The following is a 16,875-nucleotide window of genomic DNA, read 5'->3' as shown; positions in this document are numbered from 1 at the left end:
GTGGGCGAGCTCCGAGAGGAGCTGCTCGATCGGCTGGAGACCCGCGCCGACATGGCGCGGCGCGAGATCAGCTTCGGGCGGACGGCTCGCGCGCTGATGCTTTATATACCGGGCATGGTCCAGGAGAGCAAGCTGGAGGCGCTCCGGACGGAGATGGCCGCGTTCCCTGCGCCGGAACATCCGGAGGACGGAGAAGCGGCTGCGGAGCGGCTCAAGCTGCGACTGCAGGCCTCGGGAGCCGAGCGCTGGACGGGAGGGCTGGAGGAGCTGCTGAAGGAGGTCCAAGAAGGGAGCACGGCGCTGCTCGCGGAAGGATTGCCCGACGCGCTGCTGGTCGATACCCGGCATATCGAGGCGCGGAGCTTGGAAGAGCCGATCTCCGAGGCGGTGCTGCGCGGACCGCGGATCGGCTTTTGCGAGTCGCTCGAGAAAAATGCCGCGCTGCTCCGTTCGTACGGCTCCGTGCCCGATCTGGCGATGGAGCGCCTCGAAGTCGGCAGCGCCGTGCGCAAGCCGCTGCTCATCGTCTACATGCGGGACGTAGTCCAGGCCGGCCTGATCGAAGAGATGAAGCTGCGGATCCGCGGCTTGGAGGGGGACGACTTTCCGGAGTCCGGGTATATCGAGCAGATGATCGAGGACAACTCCTACAGCCCGTTCCAGCAACTGCAAAATACCGAGCGGCCGGACCGGGTGATGTCGGGCCTGCTGGAGGGGAGGGCGGCGATCCTGCTGGAGGGGACGCCGTTCGCCCTGATCGCGCCGTTCACGCTGCCGATGATCATCCAGTCGCCGGAGGATTATTACGAGCGCTGGCTGCCCGGCTCGCTGATCCGCATGCTGCGCTTCTTCTCCGCCCTGATCGCGATGTTCACCCCCGCTCTTTATATCGCCTTCACCTCGTTCCATCCGGGACTCATCCCGACCAAGCTGGCCCTGACCGTGGTCGGAGCCCGGCAGGGCGTGCCGTTCCCTTCGCTGATCGAAGCGCTGATCATGGAGGTGTCGCTGGAAAATCTGCGCGAGGCGGGGCTGCGACTGCCCAAGCCGATCGGACCGGCGATGGGCATCGTCGGGGGCCTCATCATCGGGGAGGCCGCCGTTCAAGCGGGCATCATCAGTCCGATCCTGGTCATCGTCGTGGCGATTACGGCCATCTCGTCGTTCGTGATTCCCGTCTACAGCGCCGGCATCTCCATCCGGATGCTGCGCTTCGGAGCGATGTTCAGCGCCGCCGTTTACGGCTTGTACGGAGTCGTGCTGTTCTTCCTGCTGCTGCTGTCCCATCTGTCCCGCCTCAAGAGCTTCGGCACGCCGTTCCTGCGTCCGCTCGGATCGTACCGCGCCCACGACTTCAAGGACATGCTCGTCCGCTTCCCGCTGCCTGCCATGCTGGAGCGGCGACGGTTCCTGGCGGCGGACCGGCGCGACCCGGCCAAGCCGTCGGAATAAAAAAGAGAGGAGACGGCCTATGAACGCCGACAAGCTGACGAACACGCAGATCTCCATCCTCATCGTCAATTACATGCTGGCTACGGCCATACTCGTGCTCCCCCGCATGCTGGTGGACAAGGCGGGCACGCCGGACGTATGGCTCAGCCTCATGCTCGCGGGCGTCATTTCCGCCGCCGGGGGCTGGCTCGCCAGCCGGCTCAGCCTGAGCTTTCCCGGAGAGACCATTTTCCAATACGGCCGCAAGCTGATCGGCAAAGGGCTCGGAGCCGCTTTCGGAACGAGCCTCGTGCTTTATTTCCTCGTCATCTGCGGTCTGGAGGCGAGATCGCTGGAGGAAATCACGACGAAATACTTGCTGGAAGGAACGCCTTCCTGGGCCGTCACGCTGCCTTTCCTCTGGCTGGGGGCTTACCTCGTCCTCGGAGGCATCCAAGCGATCGTCCAGGCGAGCGACCTCATCTTTCCGCTGACCGGATTCATCCTGCTCGTCGTGCTGCTGCTCAGCCTGCGCGTCGTCGAGTTCAGCCATCTGCTCCCCGTGCTCGGCCAGGGCCTGCCGCCGGTGCTGCGGTCGATGAAGACAGCCGCATTCGCCTACAGCGGTCCGGAGCTCATGCTGCTGCTCGTCGCCTACATGAAGCGGCCCCGCTCGGCCGGCAAGGCGTATGCCGCGGCCATCGCCATCTGCATGGCGTTCTACGTCGTCACGACGGTCATCGTCATCGGAGCGTTCTCCATCGACGGAGTTACGCTGCGGACATGGCCGACGATCGATCTGATCCGCAGCTTCGAAATTCCGGGCCTGATCTTCGAGCGGTACGAATCGCTCATTCTGGCGATTTGGATCATGAAGTTCTTCTCGACCTTCGTGCTCGCGCTGTTCGCCTCGTCCCTCGGCATCTCGCAGCTGTTCCGCGTTCCGTTCCGCACGGCTGTTTTCGCGCAGCTTCCTTTCATCTATATCGTCCAGGAGCTCCCGAAGACGATCGAGGATGTCTTCCGCGTCTGGGACTATCTTTCGATGGCAGGAGCCGCGCTGTCCGTCGGCGTTCCGGCTCTGCTGCTCGTTCTGCAGCGATGGAAGAAGGGGGCCGCCCATGGCCGCGTCTAGCTTTCCACGGCGCATGCTGGCGGCGAGCCAGATCGCGCTGCTGCTGCTGACGGGCGGCTGCTGGAGCAACAAGGAGATCGAGACGCAGAGTCTGGAGATCGCCGTGGCGGTGGACGTGCCCGAGCCGGCGGCAAGCGAGAGGGAGCTCCAGCGCAAAAGCCCCGGCGTCGACCGCACGGACCGCATCACGTCGACGTACCAGCTCATCCTCCCGAGCCTGATCGGCGATATCGGCGGATCGACCAGCGACGAGACATCGTCCAGCCCGTTCAAAAACATGACGCAGACGGGCGACTCGCTGCTGGAGAACGTCAGGCAGCTGTCGCTGCGCACGAATGCGGCCCCGCTGGGCCATCATCTCAAGGTGATCGTCATCGGAGACCGCCTGGCAAGAAAGCATGACCTGATGACCTTCCTCGACTTCTTCTTCCGCGACAACGACATTCGGCTCAGTCCGCTCGTCCTGATCTGCAAAGGCAAGGCTTCCGAAACGCTGGAGCCTTTGTACAAAGGCGATATTCCCGGATTCCAGATTCCCGAGACGGTGCGCAACCAATATCGCAACAACAAGATCCTCGAGCCGATCCGCATGTACAATCTGATGAGCCGGCTCCATGCCAAGACGAGCTTTCTGCTCCAAAATGTCGTCAAGACGAAGGAGGAGCTGGTCTACTCGGGCGCGGCGGTCATCCAGGGGACGAGCGGCAAGCTGATCGGCTTCCTTACGGAAAAGGACATGGAATCGGTGTTCTGGATCAAAGGCGGCGGACGCAAGGGAGGCTTGCTCAAGCTGGACGATCCGGAGCTGGGCGCTCCGCTGGATATGGAGATCAATTCTGTCCGCAGCCGGATCGTGCCTTCGATGGCCGACGGGCGATTCGCCTTCCGGATCGAGCTGGAGGCGGAAGGCGATCTGATGGAATCGTGGAGCCACAAGGATGCGGGCAGAGGCGGCGTGTCGGAAGCGTTTTATGCGGAGGTCGAAAAGAAGCTGGAACGGAAGCTGAAGGGCAATGCCGATCTTCTGATCCAAAAGCTGCAGAAGACGTACGGCGCCGATGCGATCGGACTGTACGAGTCGGTGCGGGTGCGGATGCCGAAGACGTGGAGCCGCATTCATGCCGACTGGGACCGCCATTTCGCGGAGGCGGACATCACTGTCTCGGTCAGCATCGCCTTGAAAGGCCATGGCGCGACCGAGCTCACTTGAGGCAAAAAAGCATCCGTTCCCGAAGGAACGGATGCTTTTTGACGTCCATCGCCGGTGCTTCAGATCTTGGAAGATCCGCTGCGGTCAGCCGGCTGCGCGGCCGGGCGCTGCACGGAGCCTTGGCGGCTCGAGGCGAAGTTCCGAACCGTCGAGATCAGCTTGTCCCGCGCGCTTTTGTTGCGCATGAGATACGTCACGCCTGCGCCGATCACCGTTCCGAGCACTTTTTTGTTCATCGTCGGGTCCTCCCTTGTCGTGTTCGTTCTGATTCCTTCTTACCCGTTTGGCCGCCGGAGAAACTTTAGCGGTGAACCGATTCCGCTCGCCAAAAAGACGAAGCAGCCGGGCGGCCGCTTCGTCTTTTTGGCTTTCGTATGGGGCTTTTGCATCGGCTCAAAGCAGAAATACGGCTACGACCGTCGTCACGACGAGTCCGATCGCGACCGGCTTCAGGTTGCGCCGGGCCAGCTCGAACGGGCTGACGCCGCAGATCGCCGCCGCCGGAATGAGCGCCCACGGGATGAGCGTGCCTCCGCCGACCCAGATGGCCGCGATCTGGCCGAGCGCCGTCAGCACGTCGGTGCCGTGGCCGAGCGCCGTGCCGAACAGGCTGGCGACCGAGCCGGCGAGCGAGATGCCGGAGAACCCGGAGCCGTCGAGTCCGGTGATGGCTCCGACGGCAGTGAGCGTGCCCGCCGCGAAGGCGCCGCTGACGGGTACCGTATGGGCCAGCAGCGCGCCCAGATCGTTGACGATGCCGTGGGAGCCGGCCGGAAGGGCGGACTCGCCGAACAAGGCCGGCAGCGCCGAGTCGCCGAGGTAGAAGAAGGCGGCGATCGGGATGACGGGGCCGAACACTTTGAAGCCGAACGTGAAGCCGTCCACCAGATAGGTCGTGGACTTCTCGAGGCCGCGTCCGCGGTGGGCGAGCAGCGACAGGACGGCGACGATGAGGGCGGCAGTCCCGCCGATGAGCGCGGTAGCGTCTCCGCCTTGCAGATTGAGCCGGAACAGGAGATAGACGTCGAGCGCGAACAGCAGCGGGATCGCGACCGCGGCCGCGCGCTTCGCGCCGAGCGGGAGCGGCATCGCCCTGTCGCCGTCGCCGCCGGAGCGGCCGCTCGCGCCGTCCTCGGCCGCTCCGAACAGCGTGCCGGACGACGGCTGCACGAGGCCGTCGCGCCAGGCGCCGGTCTTCATGTCGCGCCGCATGAACCAAAAGGCGGCGACCGTCGTCGTGAGGCCCATGACGATGACGAGCGGCACGCTCGCCTCCATCACTTGGGCGACGCCGATGCCGGCCGCGTCTGCGGTCAGCTTGGGGGCGCCCTGGATCACATAATCGCCGGAGAGGGCGATGCCGTGGCCGAACAGGTTCATCGCCATCGCCGCGCCGAGCGCCGGCAGGCCGACGCGGATCGCCACCGGCAGCAGCACGGCGCCGATCAGGGCGACGGCCGGAGACGGCCAGAAAAAGAAGCTGACCGTCATCATGATCAGGCCGATGCCCCAATAGGCCATCGCCGGCGACCGCAGCAGGCGCGCGAACGGGGAGACCATGATCTCGTTGATGCCGGTGGCGACGAGCAGCCGGCTCATCGCCACGATGATCGAGATGATGAGGATCGTGCCCGACAGCTCCTTGATCGCGTAGATCAAGCTGTTGAACAGGCCGCCGACGGCGCCGCTCGCCGAGCCGGAGGCGAGCCAGCCGATCGCGCCGATGCCGAGCAGGCAGGCGATCGTCGTATCGCGGCGGAGGCTGAGCAGGACGATGATGGCGCCGACAAAAGCGAGGTAAAGCCAGTGGATGGAACCGGCGGTGACGTCCATAGGATCGGTCCTTTCGCGGATAGGCTACAGCATCCTATGCCGGACCGGGACGTGACGTTCGCTCAGGAACGGGCGGGATTCGCCTCGCGATAAGAGCCGGGAGCGGCGTCGGCGAAAAACGGCGACGGCTCGCCCGGAGCATACATGCGCAGCACATGCATGGCGCGCGTGCAGGCGGTGTAGAACAGCTTGCGCAGGCGCTCCTCGCCGTAGGCGTCCGCGCTGGCGTCGTAGAGCAGCACGGCGTCGAACTCGACGCCTTTGGCGAGATAGGCGGGGATGACGAGCAGGCCGGTCTCGAACTTGACCGTATCCTTCGTCACGAGCTTCAGCTTCTCGAGGCCGGGCATCCGCCGCAAGCGTTCCCAAGCGGCCCGCGATTCCGCTTCGGTCCGGCAGATGACCGCCGCCGTCGCCGCGGAAGCCTCCAGCTCCAGCAGATCGGCGGCGAGCAGCCGGTCGCGCTCCTCGGGGCCGCCGGCGCGGACGAGCACGGGCAGCTCGCCCGGCCGGTCGAACGGCTCGATGCCGCTGCCGTCCGGCAGCAGCGAGCGGGTGAACTCGACGATCGGCCGGGTCGAGCGGTAGCTGCGGCGCAGCACGATCGTCTTCGTCTGCTCGGGTCCGTACAGCCGCTGCAGCCACGCGCTTGCCGCCAGCTCCGTGGAGTGGGCGAAGATCGCCTGGTTGAAGTCGCCGAGCGCCGTAATTTTCGCCATCGGGAACAGCCGCTTGAGGAAGTGGAACTGGAACGCCGAAAAATCCTGCGCCTCGTCGACGATGACGTAGCGGATCGCCGTGTTCATGCGGAAGCCCTGCACCAGCTCCGTCAAATACAGGAGCGGGGCGGCGTCCTCGTGCAGCAGGCGGCCTTCCTCCAGCGCCGAGAGCGTGCGGGAGCCGATCTCGCTCCAGCGCTCCTCCTCCGCGTCTGCGGCATGCTCGCCGCGGAACAGATCCTTATACAGGCCGGCGGCATCGACCCAGGCGAGGCTTTCCGCGAGGCGGCGCAGCGGACGGAACGTCCGGCGAGCGACCTCGGCCCGCAGCAGCCGCTCCTCGAGCACGCTCTCGTCCTCGTCCGCTCCGGCCCGCCGCTGGCGGCTCAGCGACTTGTGGATCTTTCGATACTGCTCGTTGTCGAGATACTCGATCTCTTCCCGCACCCAGTCGGCGTCGCGCTCCTCCGTCTCCAGCCGCTCCAGCTCCTCGAGCAGCCATTCCTTGAGCAGCTCGATCCGGTTGGGCAGGCGGATCGAGGCGTCCATGCCATAGAAGCGCTCCTCCAGCTGGCCGCGGGCGATGACGACCCGTCCGCGCAGGCGGAAGCCCTTGAAGCGCATGCCGGAGCGGAGCAGGCCGCTCGCGAACGCTTCGATCCGCTCCAGGAAGCGCACGGAGCTCTTGCTGCGGATGGCCGCGGCGCGCAGCCGGATCTCCTCGTCCGCCTCCGGCCCGGCCAGCACCGCTTCGAGCTGCTCGGCGGCGTCCTCCAGCCGCCAGCGCTTGCCGAGGCGCAGCTCGAGGTAGTCCTGGAACGTCGTCTGCTTGATGTTCTCCTCGCCGAGCTCCGGCAGGACGGACGAGATGTAGCTGCTGAACATCGGGTTGGGGGAAAAGAGCACCATCTGCTCGGCGGAGATGCGGGAGCGATGCTTGTAGAGCAGGTAGGCGACGCGCTGCAGCGCCGCCGACGTCTTGCCGCTGCCTGCCGCTCCCTGCACGATCAGAAGCCGCTCGCGGTCGTTGCGGATGATCGCGTTCTGATCCTGCTGGATCGTGCCGACGATCGCCTGCATCTGCGAGCTGGACGTGCGGCTCAGCACGTCCTGCAGCAGCTCGTCGCCGATCGTCATGCCCGTGTCGAACATCGAGCGGATGCGGCCCTCGCGGATGGAGAACTGGCGCTTGAGCGTCATCTCCCCGGTGATCTCTCCGCCCGGCGTCTCGTAACGGACCGCGCCGGGTCCGTAATCGTAGTAGAGGCTCGCGATCGGCGTCCTCCAGTCATAGACGAGGAACGTCTCTCCGTCATCCGCAAGGAAGGAAGCGACGCCGACGTAGACCGGCTCCGGCGTTCCGTCCGTCCCGTCCTCGACGAGGTCGATGCGGCCGAAATACGGCGCGGGGAGCAGACGGCGCATCTTTTGCAGCCCGCTGCGCAGCGCGCGATGGCTGCGCTCCCGCTCGGACAGCACCTCCGCTTGCTGCTTCATGCTGACCGCCGTCTCGATCCGGTCGTCGCTCTCGGCGAGGTTGACGGTGACATCGTCCCAGAACTCCGAGCGGATGCCGACGACTTGCGACTTCAGCTCCGAGACGAGCGGCTCGTCCCTTGCGATCCGCGCCTTCAGCTGGCTGCGGACGTCGTCGACCCGAGCCTGTTCCTTGTTCCATTGCTCTGCATCCATCGAGAGACACATCCTTTCCTTGGAATCGGCACGCCTCCGTTCTGAAAAGCAAGCTTGACAGGGAGGGTGGTTTCGATGTAATATAAGATAGAAATCTAATGTCCATTTTTATGTGGATGTTTTTGCGTGACTTAATTACTATACTACGGGAAGCGATCCCGTTTCAATCCTGCCCGCTCTGCGGTCAGGATTTTTTTGGCTGGCCTCCTAACAAAGCTTGTTCCCTGTCCGCCGCGGATTTCCTTCCTCGGAAACGGCGGCTCCGCAGGAATAATTCCGGTGTCGGCCCGATAGGATGGATCATCTTGCGCGCCTCTTCTTTAGCTGCGGCTGCGCCGGCGCGGGATGGAGGGAGCGCGATGATCCGATTCAACGCCGTCTGGGTCGCCGGACCGGGCATGCTCGACCGTTACATCCGCGAATGCACGCTGTCCGAGCGGCAGCGCGATCCGCTGTTTCCGCGCATGCGGCTGCTGCTGCGCAAGGTGCCGATTCCGTTCGAGGCGTTCGGCCAGCTGACGTTGAGCGAAAAGGAGCTTGAGTTCGAGGCGCTGCGCCCGACGTTCTCGAGCGTGGCGGTGTTCCAGTTCTACGGGCTCAATCGCTCGCTGACGTTCCGCTTCCGCTACTCGGAGCTGTACGTGTCGCCGCTGCCGCCGCTGCGGGATCAGCCGCTGCCGACCTGGGGGGACTGGGTCCGGCTGACGAGCCGCAGCTCCAGCGTCGAATACGTGCTCGCGGCTTCCAGCACGGGAGCGCGCCTCTATCCTTGGCTGGCCAGCCGGATCGCGCCCTTGCCGGGATCGCGCTGACGCGATTCAGTCGCTGCCTGCTCGTCCAGGCAGCGGATAACGCTTCGCCGTTGGCGAAAAGGCCCCCTTGAGCGGGCTTCGCCGTTGGCGAAAAGGCCCCCCTAAGCGGGCTTCGCCATTGGCGAAGCTTTTTCCTTTGCCCGGAATCGAGTATGATAGGTCTATTCGAGCTTGGGAGGAAAATAGGCATGGAATGGAAGCTGATTTACGCGGAAATGACCCGCACGGACGAAGACGGATTCGTCGGCAAGGTGCAGTTCGAGGTGCCGGGCCACAAAAAGCCGTATGAGATCGCTCTGCAGAGCAAGAAGGGCAAGGACTGGGCGTACGGCCTGTTCTTCCTGAACGAGGCCGGTCCCGAGGAAGAGATCGAGCAAGTGGAGGAGGAGCTGGAGGAGGACGACGAGCTGTATGAAGCGCTCATCGAGGCCGCCCGCTCCACCTATGCCGCCGAGGGCTGATCAGCTCCAGCGGCGAGACATGCGCACATGGGGAATGCCCGCATCGAGGAAAATGTCCGGCGAGACCGGCTCGTAGCCGAGCTTGGCGTAAAAGCCCTCCGCCTGGCACTGCGCGTCGAGCACCGCTCCGGCATAACCTCGCTCGCGAGCGGCATCCTCCATCGCCCGCACGAGCGCGGCTCCCGTGCCGCGGCCGCGCCGGCCGGCGAGCACGGCGATGCGCTGCAGCTTGGCCATGCCGTCGTCGAACGGCTTGACCCTTCCGGTGCCGACCGCGGCTCCTTGCTCGTCGAGGAGCAGCAGATGCAGGCAGCTGTCCGGCGAGGCGTCGTAGAGGTCCCACTCTTCTTCGGGAGAGACGCCTTGCTCGACGACGAATACTTCCTTGCGGATGGCGAGGCACTGGGCCAGCTGATCCGGCGTGTTCACTACGATGGCTTGCAGCAAGATCGATCCTTCCTTTCTGATAAGACGCTGGTGTAAGAAGCTGGTGGACTGGCATCGACTCGTATTCTAGCAATGATCGCAGGCGTTCGCAATGGAAACGGCTCTATCGAGAGATCGAGAGCGAAAAAGGAGAGAGGGCGATGGGCATGAAAAGGACGATCGCGATCAGCGATATCCACGGCTGTCCGGATGCGCTTCGCCGGCTGCTCGACAAGGTCGGCTACGTCCCTGCGGCCGATCGGCTGCTGCTCCTCGGCGATTATGTCGGGCGCGGACCCGACAGCAAGGGGGCGCTGGACGCCCTGATCCGGCTGAAGGCCGAGGGCGGGGCGAGCGTCGTGCTGCTCAAGGGCAACCACGACCATCGGTTTCTGGAGCTGATGAAGACCGGCCACCCGGGACTGGCGCGGAGCTTCCTCGAGCATGGAGGCAAGGCGGCTCTGTCGAGCTACGGGGGCTGGCCGGAGGATCGGAGCTGGCCGCAGGGCGAGCTGGAGGAAGCGCTGCGCCTCATCCGGCGCCGCCATCCCGAGCATGTGCGGCTGCTGCAGGGCATGGAGCTGTTCGCCGAGGACGAGCGGTTCATTTACGCGCATGCGGGCCTCGATCCCGTCTGGGGCAAGCGGTGGAAAAAGCAGCCCGCGCCGATGTTCTACACGATCCGCGAGCCGTTTCTGCGCCATCCGGTGGCCGCCGGCAAGACGGTCGTGTTCGGCCACACGCAGACGCGCAAGCTGCAGGACGGCTCCGGCGTCTGGAACGCCGGCGACAAGATCGGCATCGACGGCGGCTGCGCCTACGGGCATCAGCTGAACGCGCTGCTGATCGATCCGAGCGGAAGCTGGGAGGAAGCCAGCGTGCCGGCGAAGCCTTGATGCGATCCGCCCCGTCTTTGCCGCCTCGCGGCCAGGACGGGGCTTTTTTCGTGGCTGCCCAGCCCGCTCTCGGCTTCGAACCGGCGGCCAGGCTGCTTCATCGGCTCGCTTCCGAGGGTATAGGTATTCAATCCCGCATGAACGCAGAGGAGGAAGCCGATATGAACCATTTGAAGCCATCGCAGATCGAACAGCTGAAAGCCGCTCTCTTGGAGGAGAAAGCCGAGCTGGAAGCGCATTTTGAGCTGAACGCGGCCCATACGGAGGACGGCGGGCCGGCGACGATGCAGGAAGCCGACGGAGAGCTGTCGAGCTACGACAACCATCCCGCCGATGCGGCGACGACGACGTTCGAGCGCGAGCGCGACATGGCGCTGGACGAGAAGCTGGGCAAGAAGCTCGCTCAGGTGAACCGCGCGCTCAGCCAGATGGAGGACGGCACGTACGGCCTCGACGCCGAGTCCGGAGAGCCGATCCCGTTCGAGCGGCTTGAAGCGATTCCGTCGACTCGGCATACGGTGCAGAACGTGCCGGATCGCGACCCGGCGCCGGAGCGGCCGGTCGAGGAGCAGGTTATGACGCTGCCTCCGAAGGGCGCCGGCGAAGGCCGGCAGTCCCATGCCGGCCGGTTCGACGACGCGGGAGCGTGGCAGGCGGTCGAGGATTACGGCAACGCCTCCCGGACGGTCGATCCGCAGGCCGAGGCCGAGGCGGCGAACGAAATGGAGAAGCTGCGCTGAACGGCGAGGGAGGCAGAACCGGAAGCTCCGGTTCTGCCTCCTTTTTGCATCGGGTCGAATCGCCTTCGCCGCGCGGGACGGCGGCTATTCGATGAGAATCCTTAGAGCCGGATGAGAGAAGCTTAACGCTGCTCCCGGCTCGTTTCCGCTACACTGGGACGACGACTGGACAGGAGGAATGACATCATGATCACCAAACGCTGCCTCTTCTGCGACTCGCCCGTGCCCGTGAAGGCCGGCGCCGGGACGCTGGAGCGCTTCATCGGCTGCGACTGCGCGCCGGCGGCGGACTACGGCATCGCGGCGGAGCACTACGAGGCGCTCGGAGCGCTTTCCTATCCGCGCCAGCGCGAGCTGTTCCCGCTGGCTTCCGCTTACATTCGCGAGATGACCGGCCTCGGCCGGGACATCGTCGTCACGGCCGAGGAAGTGGAGGCGCTGCCGGCCTCGCCTCATGTGCCGCTGACGGTGGAGGCCAAGAGCGCCAAGCTGCTTGCCTATCTGCGCCGCCAGTGCGCCGGGCCGGGCGAGCCCGTCATCGTGCACCGGCTCGCGCGCAGCTACAACCTTACGTATTCGCAAAACCTGCAGGAGATGGTGTATGTCATCGAGAAGCTGCGCGACGAAGAGCTGCTCGAGCGGACCGGCTCGGTCTTCTCGCTGACGGCCAAAGGCTGGGAGCAGGCCGGGCTGGCGGCCGACGGCGGCATGCAGAAAATTTGCGTCGTCGCCGGCAGCGGCGATCCCGAGGCCGACGCCGAATGGACGGGCCATGTGCTGCCGCTGCTGCAGCAATGCGGCTATACGCCGCGGATGCTCGGCCGCGAAGGCGATGCCGAGGCCGAGCGGCCGCTCGAGCTGCTGGGGCGGGCCGATCTTGTCCTCGCCGAGCTGTCCGGCGACGCGGCATCGGCCAGCCTCGCCGGCGGCTACGCGCTTGGTGCGGGCATCCCGCTGCTCTGGACGTCCCGCCAAGGGGCCGCTGCGCCTCCGGCATGGGCCGGCGCGGCGCCGCTCCGCTGGCAGGACCCCGAGGAGCTGAGCGCGCTGCTGCTGCAGCGGCTGCGCTCCGAGGCGGCGCTGGCGGCCGCTGCGGGAGCTTGACGTCAGGCCGCCGCGCACGGCGCCGCTCCTTCGCTTGCCGTCGCGTCCGCTAGGGGCCGCGCCGATTTTTCCGCGGGACAAGCGCTTCGTTTCGGGGTAAGGTGGAGCAAGGATAAGGCCGCCAGCGGAGCGGCATGCTATCCGGACGATCCGCCAACTTCGGGAGGGAATGCGGCATGCAGACGACGGCAGGGACGAAGGAGGAGCTGCGGCTCGGGAAAGACGCGCTGGGGATGCTGGAGAAATGGAGCATCCAGGGCGTGCATGTGGAGCAGGCCGGGCGCGAGCGGCTGCACTGGAGCGCGACGGGCGACGATCGTCCGTCCGCCGTGCTGTCGTGCACGAAAAGCGTGCTGTCCGCGCTGATCGGCATCGCGATCGGACAAGGGCTGATCGGCGGCGCAGACGATCCGATCTGCGCTTATTTGGACGAATCGGATCCGCGACTGGCCGATGCGCTCCGGGACGATCCGCGCAAGCGCGGCATTACGATCGCGCAGCTGCTCACGATGACGAGCGGCCTCGACTGGCCGGATTTCGACAAGCCCTATCGGGAGCTGAAGCGCTCGGACGCTCCCGCCGCCTTCGTGCTCGGCCGGCCGCTCGCGCATGAGCCGGGAGCCGTCTTCGCCTACAATACGGGCGGCTCGCAGCTGCTCGCGATCGCGCTGGAGCGGGCGAGCGGCATGAGCGCGGCCAAGTTCGCGAGGAAGCATCTGTTCGGACCGCTCGGCATCGGGCCGGTCCGCTGGAGCCGCCTCGCCGGCGGGCAGGAAGGCGGCGCCGGGCTGTCGATCTCGATGCGGGACCTTGCGAAGCTCGGCAGGCTGTACGTGCAGGGCGGCCGCTGGGAGAGGACGCAGGTCGTGCCGGCGGAATGGGTGGAGGCATCGGCGAAGCCGCGCCACAAAGCCTTGCTTCATTACGAGCCGCAGGTGTACGGCTGCTACGGGTATCACTGGTGGGTGTCGCCGCAGGACAAGCAGCCGGGACCGGATTATTTCTTCGCGTTCGGCTATGGCGGGCAATACCTGTTTGTCGTGCCGCAGCTCGAGGCCGTCGCGGTCGTCCGCAAGAGCCTGGAAGGCCGCAACGAGGCGATCCGCTCGCGCCGTCTGTTCGAGACGCAGCTGCTGCCCGCGCTGCGGCAGGGATAGAGGGCGGCGGAATGGGGAATTGCTAACGGCAAGCCTGTCCGGCAGGGCAGGAAAGACCAAGGGCAGGAGGCTGGAACCCCATGAACCCGAACGAACAGCAGCCGCAAGGCGATACGAGCTTGAACTTGACGTACGAGCAGTTCCAGGAGCAGCAGCGGCAGCGCCGCGAGCAGGAAATGATCGAGGGCCGGATGGCGCTGCAGCGGGCCGGAGCGGACAGCAGCTCCGAAAAGGTGCGCGGCCTCGTCAATACGATGCAGGAGCTCGTGCAGGAGCTGAGCATGACCGAAAATCAAATCCAGGTGCAGGCGGACGCCCAGCTCCGTCAGCTGCGCAAGCTCAAGGAGCGCGCAAGCTCGATCGAGGCGGAGGTCCGCGCCTCGCTTGGCGGCTCGGCGCCTCACTGACTCGTTTATCCGAAGCCCCGTTGTCTCGAAGCCGCCGTGCCGGCTCCGGACAGCGGGGCTTTTGCATTTCGCAGGGCGGGATGGAGCGGCCGAACGCTTCTGTGCTATGCTGGATGGAACCGAAAGGAGGCCTGGCTTTCATGAATGCCGATTTCTTGCCGGTGCGCGACCTCGAGGGCCATCTGCTCTTGTCCGTCAAAAAGCCGGATTTCGGGCTTACCGTGTCGACCCGCGAGCTTGTCTACCACAAGCCGCATGTCAATTATTATCTCAAGCTGGACGATATGGTCAGCCTCATGCCGTTCGAGCTTCGCCAGACCAAGGAGATGAAAGCGGGACACAGCCGCGGCGGCACCGCCGAATACGCGGTCAGCGGAGCGGGCGCGTCGGCGTACCGCATCCATGTCAGCGCGGCCGTCATGCATAACCGCAGCGGCCGCTTCCAGATGGGAGCGATGCAGTTCATCCTGCCGATACCGCCGCGCATGCTGCAGCTGATCGGCGTCCACAGCGGGATGAGCCGGCTGTAGCGGCGGGATTCCTCCGGACGGTCGCGGTTGGACTTGCCCGCATTCGGGTAAGAGAGACAGACGACAGCAACCCGAAAGCGAGGAGATTCAAATGGAAGCATTGTACACGACGGAAGTACGCGCAAAAGGCGGCCGCGGAGGCAAGGTGAGCTCGACCGACGGCGTGCTGGAGCTGCCGCTCGCGATTCCGAAAGGTCTCGGCGGTCCCGGCGGAGAGGCGACGAATCCGGAGCAGCTGTTCGCCGCCGGTTATGCGGCTTGCTTCGAGGGCGCGCTGCAGCTCGCTGCCCGCCAGGGAGGCATCGACGCCAAGGAAGCGATCGTGACGGCTCAGGTGTCGATCTTCAAGGACGAGCCGAGCTTCAAGCTCGGCGCCAAGCTGCAGATCTACGTGCCGGATGCCGATCCCGCCCGAGTCCGCGAGCTGGCGGAGCAGGCGCATCGGTTCTGCCCTTACTCCAAGGCGACGCGCGGCAACATCGACGTGGAGCTGGAAGTGCTGCAAGCCGCGCCGTCCCTTTGAGCCGCAGCCTGCCCATCGAACGGTCAAGAGCCTTCCGCCTTCGGGCGGAGGGTTCTTTTTGGCCTTGTATTGAATAAAAATAAATTAAATAGTATATTTATGCTTATTGAAGCCAAGGCGACCGGGAGGAAAACGAAGTGAGAGCATATTACGAAATCGAGGAAGCGGCGCTGAACAGCTGGCCGGCGCTGCAGACGAGCAGCTGCGGAGGCTGGCTCGTCAAATCGAACCGAGGCTATACGAAGCGTTCGAACTCCGTCCAGCCGCTTGCCCATCTCGCAGGCGGCCAGGAGCTGCTGGACGCGAAGATCCGCCGCTGCGAGGCCATCTACCGGCAGACCGGCCAGCCGGCGATATTCAAGATCACGCCGTTCGCCGAGCCAGCGGAGCTCGACGCGGAGCTGGCGCGGCGCGGCTACCGCATCGCCGATCCGTCGATCGTCATGACGGCGGACATCGGCGAGCTGGAGCCGGAGTCGGCCGGCGCGGACGCGCTCGTCTCCGGCCATCCGACGGCCGCCTGGCTGCGGCTCATGCAGGAGTGGGGAGGCTGCGGGGAGGAGGCGCTGCGGCTGACGGAAATGATGTTCGAGGCGTCGACGCTGCCTTGCCAGTTCGCGCTGCTGCATGCCGAGGGACGTCCCGTATCGCTCGGACTGGCCGTCCTCGACGGCCGGCTGCTCGGCTTCTACGACATTATGACGGCGCCGGAGTGCCGGGGCAGAGGCTACGGCCGGAGGCTGCTCCGCCATCTGCTGCATTGGGGCCGGGAGCAAGGCGCCGAGCAGGCGTACCTGCAGGTCGTCAGCGGCAACAAAGCCGCCGAAAGGCTGTACGCCGGACTCGGCTTCCGCGAGGCGTACCCCTATTGGTACCGAGTGCAGCAAGGCGAGCCTGTCAAGTCTTTACTTGGCTGAATCGAGGGTGATATAGTAGTCAGGCTGTCTTTTTCGCGGACAGGACTGAACCGACATCAGAAAGGACTGCTTCCCCTTGAGTACAACCGAAGAAACGAAGCCCGAGCTTATCCCGACGAAGATCTGGAAATGCCGCAACGCCGACTGCAAGGCGTGGGTGCGCGACGAGTTCGCCGCCGACTCCCAGCTCTGCCCGATGTGCAAAGGACCGATGCTGCGCAGCATCCGGCATCTGCCCGCCGTCGTGAACAAGATCAAGCGCCAGCCGAAGCCGAAAAACGAATACGGCCTCTGACCGATCGCGGGTCCCGTCCGGGACTCGCCTAGGCCGCTACCGCCGCTCCGCCGCCGCAGGCCGGAGCGGTTTTTGCTGCTTGCGGCGGCATGCCTTCGGCCTGGCGGTATGCTACAATAGAAGGCAGACCATAATCCGTTTCGACAAGGAGGGCGCTGGAGTGGACACCCGACCGAAGAGCACGCAGGAGCAGGCGCCCGAGCAGGCGCCAGAGCGGCATCCGGAGCATCCGGACCAGCCGGAGCATGGAGCCGGCTGCGGCTGCCCGGACCATCGCAAGAGCCATCATTCCGAAAAGACGAAAACCAGCCTCGTCAGCCGGCTGAACCGCATCGAGGGACAAGTGCGCGGCATCAAGGGCATGATCGAGAAGGATACGTACTGCGACGACGTGCTCAATCAGCTCAGCTCGATCCAATCGGCGCTGAACGGCGTCGGCAAGCTGCTGCTGGAGCATCACATGAAGTCCTGCGTCGCGGAGCGGCTGCAGGAGGGCGACAGCGCGGTCATCGACGAGCTGATGGTGACGATGAACAAGCTGATCCGCTGAACGTCCGGCTGGCCGGAGCGAACTTTTTCCGGCCTTC

At 65.2% G+C, this 16,875-nt stretch carries 19 protein-coding genes; 15 read left to right on the top strand and 4 right to left on the bottom strand.

The window, feature by feature from the left end:
• The 3 genes from B8V81_RS22015 to B8V81_RS22005 are packed head-to-tail and all read left to right on the top strand — an operon-like array spanning position 1 to position 3,776.
• Positions 1-1,452 (top strand): spore germination protein, encoded by a 1,452-nt coding sequence (locus B8V81_RS22015; RefSeq protein ID WP_244912800.1) that lies wholly within the window; start codon positions 1-3, stop codon positions 1,450-1,452.
• Between the two features lie 19 nt (positions 1,453-1,471).
• Positions 1,472-2,566, top strand: coding sequence for a GerAB/ArcD/ProY family transporter (locus B8V81_RS22010; protein ID WP_028597323.1), 1,095 nt, complete (start codon positions 1,472-1,474; stop codon positions 2,564-2,566).
• Positions 2,553-3,776: a Ger(x)C family spore germination protein gene (locus B8V81_RS22005; protein WP_180968508.1), complete on the top strand. Its 1,224-nt coding sequence runs from the start codon at positions 2,553-2,555 to the stop codon at positions 3,774-3,776. The genes B8V81_RS22010 and B8V81_RS22005 overlap by 14 nt, the downstream gene beginning before the upstream one ends.
• Before the next feature lie 59 nt (positions 3,777-3,835).
• Here the strand turns inward: B8V81_RS22005 and B8V81_RS25420 are convergent, their stop codons facing one another.
• The 3 genes from B8V81_RS25420 to helD form a co-directional block, all read right to left on the bottom strand.
• Positions 3,836-4,012, bottom strand: a complete 177-nt coding sequence (locus tag B8V81_RS25420) for a hypothetical protein (RefSeq protein ID WP_153783699.1) — start codon at positions 4,010-4,012, stop codon at positions 3,836-3,838.
• Positions 4,013-4,169: 157 nt separating this feature from the next.
• The gene (locus tag B8V81_RS22000) at positions 4,170-5,609 is read right to left on the bottom strand and encodes a hypothetical protein (protein ID WP_101809187.1); all 1,440 of its coding nucleotides are present in this window, start codon (positions 5,607-5,609) and stop codon (positions 4,170-4,172) included.
• 62 nt (positions 5,610-5,671) lie between these two features.
• Positions 5,672-8,020, bottom strand: coding sequence for an RNA polymerase recycling motor HelD (gene helD / locus B8V81_RS21995; protein ID WP_101809186.1), 2,349 nt, complete (start codon positions 8,018-8,020; stop codon positions 5,672-5,674).
• A 359-nt stretch (positions 8,021-8,379) separates the two neighbouring features.
• On the opposite strand from helD, the gene B8V81_RS21990 reads away from it, so the two are divergent.
• Complete coding sequence (locus tag B8V81_RS21990) at positions 8,380-8,832, top strand: hypothetical protein (RefSeq protein ID WP_028597319.1); 453 nt, start codon at positions 8,380-8,382, stop codon at positions 8,830-8,832.
• Positions 8,833-9,020: 188 nt separating this feature from the next.
• Positions 9,021-9,293 (top strand): hypothetical protein, encoded by a 273-nt coding sequence (locus B8V81_RS21985; RefSeq protein WP_101809185.1) that lies wholly within the window; start codon positions 9,021-9,023, stop codon positions 9,291-9,293.
• On the opposite strand, the gene B8V81_RS21980 is transcribed toward B8V81_RS21985, so the two are convergent.
• A complete protein-coding gene (locus tag B8V81_RS21980) occupies positions 9,294-9,740 on the bottom strand; it encodes a GNAT family N-acetyltransferase (RefSeq protein WP_339278533.1) in 447 nt (148 codons plus the stop codon).
• Between the two features lie 140 nt (positions 9,741-9,880).
• Between B8V81_RS21980 and B8V81_RS21975 the strand changes: the two genes are divergently transcribed.
• The 10 genes from B8V81_RS21975 (at position 9,881) to B8V81_RS21930 (ending at position 16,838) form a co-directional block, all read left to right on the top strand.
• Positions 9,881-10,615, top strand: coding sequence for a metallophosphoesterase family protein (locus B8V81_RS21975; RefSeq protein ID WP_228551521.1), 735 nt, complete (start codon positions 9,881-9,883; stop codon positions 10,613-10,615).
• A gap of 161 nt (positions 10,616-10,776) precedes the next feature.
• Complete coding sequence (locus B8V81_RS21970) at positions 10,777-11,355, top strand: TraR/DksA C4-type zinc finger protein (protein ID WP_101809183.1); 579 nt, start codon at positions 10,777-10,779, stop codon at positions 11,353-11,355.
• 186 nt (positions 11,356-11,541) lie between these two features.
• Positions 11,542-12,459, top strand: a complete 918-nt coding sequence (locus B8V81_RS21965; RefSeq protein ID WP_101809182.1) for a hypothetical protein — start codon at positions 11,542-11,544, stop codon at positions 12,457-12,459.
• A 176-nt stretch (positions 12,460-12,635) separates the two neighbouring features.
• On the top strand, positions 12,636-13,616 hold the full coding sequence (locus tag B8V81_RS21960) for a serine hydrolase domain-containing protein (protein WP_180968507.1): 981 nt from the start codon (positions 12,636-12,638) through the stop codon (positions 13,614-13,616).
• Positions 13,617-13,696: 80 nt separating this feature from the next.
• Positions 13,697-14,023: a hypothetical protein gene (locus B8V81_RS21955; RefSeq protein WP_101809180.1), complete on the top strand. Its 327-nt coding sequence runs from the start codon at positions 13,697-13,699 to the stop codon at positions 14,021-14,023.
• A 140-nt stretch (positions 14,024-14,163) separates the two neighbouring features.
• Positions 14,164-14,553 (top strand): hypothetical protein, encoded by a 390-nt coding sequence (locus tag B8V81_RS21950; protein WP_028597314.1) that lies wholly within the window; start codon positions 14,164-14,166, stop codon positions 14,551-14,553.
• Positions 14,554-14,644: 91 nt separating this feature from the next.
• Positions 14,645-15,076: an organic hydroperoxide resistance protein gene (locus tag B8V81_RS21945; RefSeq protein WP_101809179.1), complete on the top strand. Its 432-nt coding sequence runs from the start codon at positions 14,645-14,647 to the stop codon at positions 15,074-15,076.
• Positions 15,077-15,213: 137 nt separating this feature from the next.
• Positions 15,214-15,993 carry a GNAT family N-acetyltransferase gene (locus B8V81_RS21940; protein WP_101809178.1) on the top strand — a complete coding sequence of 260 codons (780 nt, stop codon included), beginning with the start codon at positions 15,214-15,216 and terminating at the stop codon, positions 15,991-15,993.
• Between the two features lie 76 nt (positions 15,994-16,069).
• Entirely contained in the window at positions 16,070-16,288 is a 219-nt protein-coding gene (locus B8V81_RS21935) for a cold-inducible protein YdjO-related protein (RefSeq protein WP_101809177.1), read from the top strand.
• A 160-nt stretch (positions 16,289-16,448) separates the two neighbouring features.
• Positions 16,449-16,838 (top strand): metal-sensitive transcriptional regulator, encoded by a 390-nt coding sequence (locus B8V81_RS21930; protein ID WP_101809176.1) that lies wholly within the window; start codon positions 16,449-16,451, stop codon positions 16,836-16,838.
• Positions 16,839-16,875: the final 37 nt, after the last annotated feature.

This window comes from Paenibacillus pasadenensis (genome assembly GCF_002864175.1).
In the GTDB taxonomy this organism is placed as follows: Bacteria; Bacillota; Bacilli; order Paenibacillales; family Paenibacillaceae; genus Paenibacillus_O; species Paenibacillus_O pasadenensis.
Note: the sequence above shows the minus strand (reverse complement) of the source record. Positions and strands in the feature narration are given on the sequence as shown.

Coding starts and splice junctions, on each gene's coding strand:
- B8V81_RS21945 (WP_101809179.1), top strand. CDS start 14,645: ATGGAAGCATTGTACACGACGGAAGTACGCGCAAAAGGCGGCCGCGGA.
- B8V81_RS22000 (WP_101809187.1), bottom strand. CDS start 5,609: ATGGACGTCACCGCCGGTTCCATCCACTGGCTTTACCTCGCTTTTGTC.
- B8V81_RS21960 (WP_180968507.1), top strand. CDS start 12,636: ATGCAGACGACGGCAGGGACGAAGGAGGAGCTGCGGCTCGGGAAAGAC.
- B8V81_RS22005 (WP_180968508.1), top strand. CDS start 2,553: ATGGCCGCGTCTAGCTTTCCACGGCGCATGCTGGCGGCGAGCCAGATC.
- B8V81_RS25420 (WP_153783699.1), bottom strand. CDS start 4,012: ATGAACAAAAAAGTGCTCGGAACGGTGATCGGCGCAGGCGTGACGTAT.
- B8V81_RS21990 (WP_028597319.1), top strand. CDS start 8,380: ATGATCCGATTCAACGCCGTCTGGGTCGCCGGACCGGGCATGCTCGAC.
- B8V81_RS21950 (WP_028597314.1), top strand. CDS start 14,164: ATGAATGCCGATTTCTTGCCGGTGCGCGACCTCGAGGGCCATCTGCTC.
- B8V81_RS22010 (WP_028597323.1), top strand. CDS start 1,472: ATGAACGCCGACAAGCTGACGAACACGCAGATCTCCATCCTCATCGTC.
- B8V81_RS21975 (WP_228551521.1), top strand. CDS start 9,881: ATGGGCATGAAAAGGACGATCGCGATCAGCGATATCCACGGCTGTCCG.
- B8V81_RS21965 (WP_101809182.1), top strand. CDS start 11,542: ATGATCACCAAACGCTGCCTCTTCTGCGACTCGCCCGTGCCCGTGAAG.
- B8V81_RS21970 (WP_101809183.1), top strand. CDS start 10,777: ATGAACCATTTGAAGCCATCGCAGATCGAACAGCTGAAAGCCGCTCTC.
- helD (WP_101809186.1), bottom strand. CDS start 8,020: ATGGATGCAGAGCAATGGAACAAGGAACAGGCTCGGGTCGACGACGTC.
- B8V81_RS21985 (WP_101809185.1), top strand. CDS start 9,021: ATGGAATGGAAGCTGATTTACGCGGAAATGACCCGCACGGACGAAGAC.
- B8V81_RS21955 (WP_101809180.1), top strand. CDS start 13,697: ATGAACCCGAACGAACAGCAGCCGCAAGGCGATACGAGCTTGAACTTG.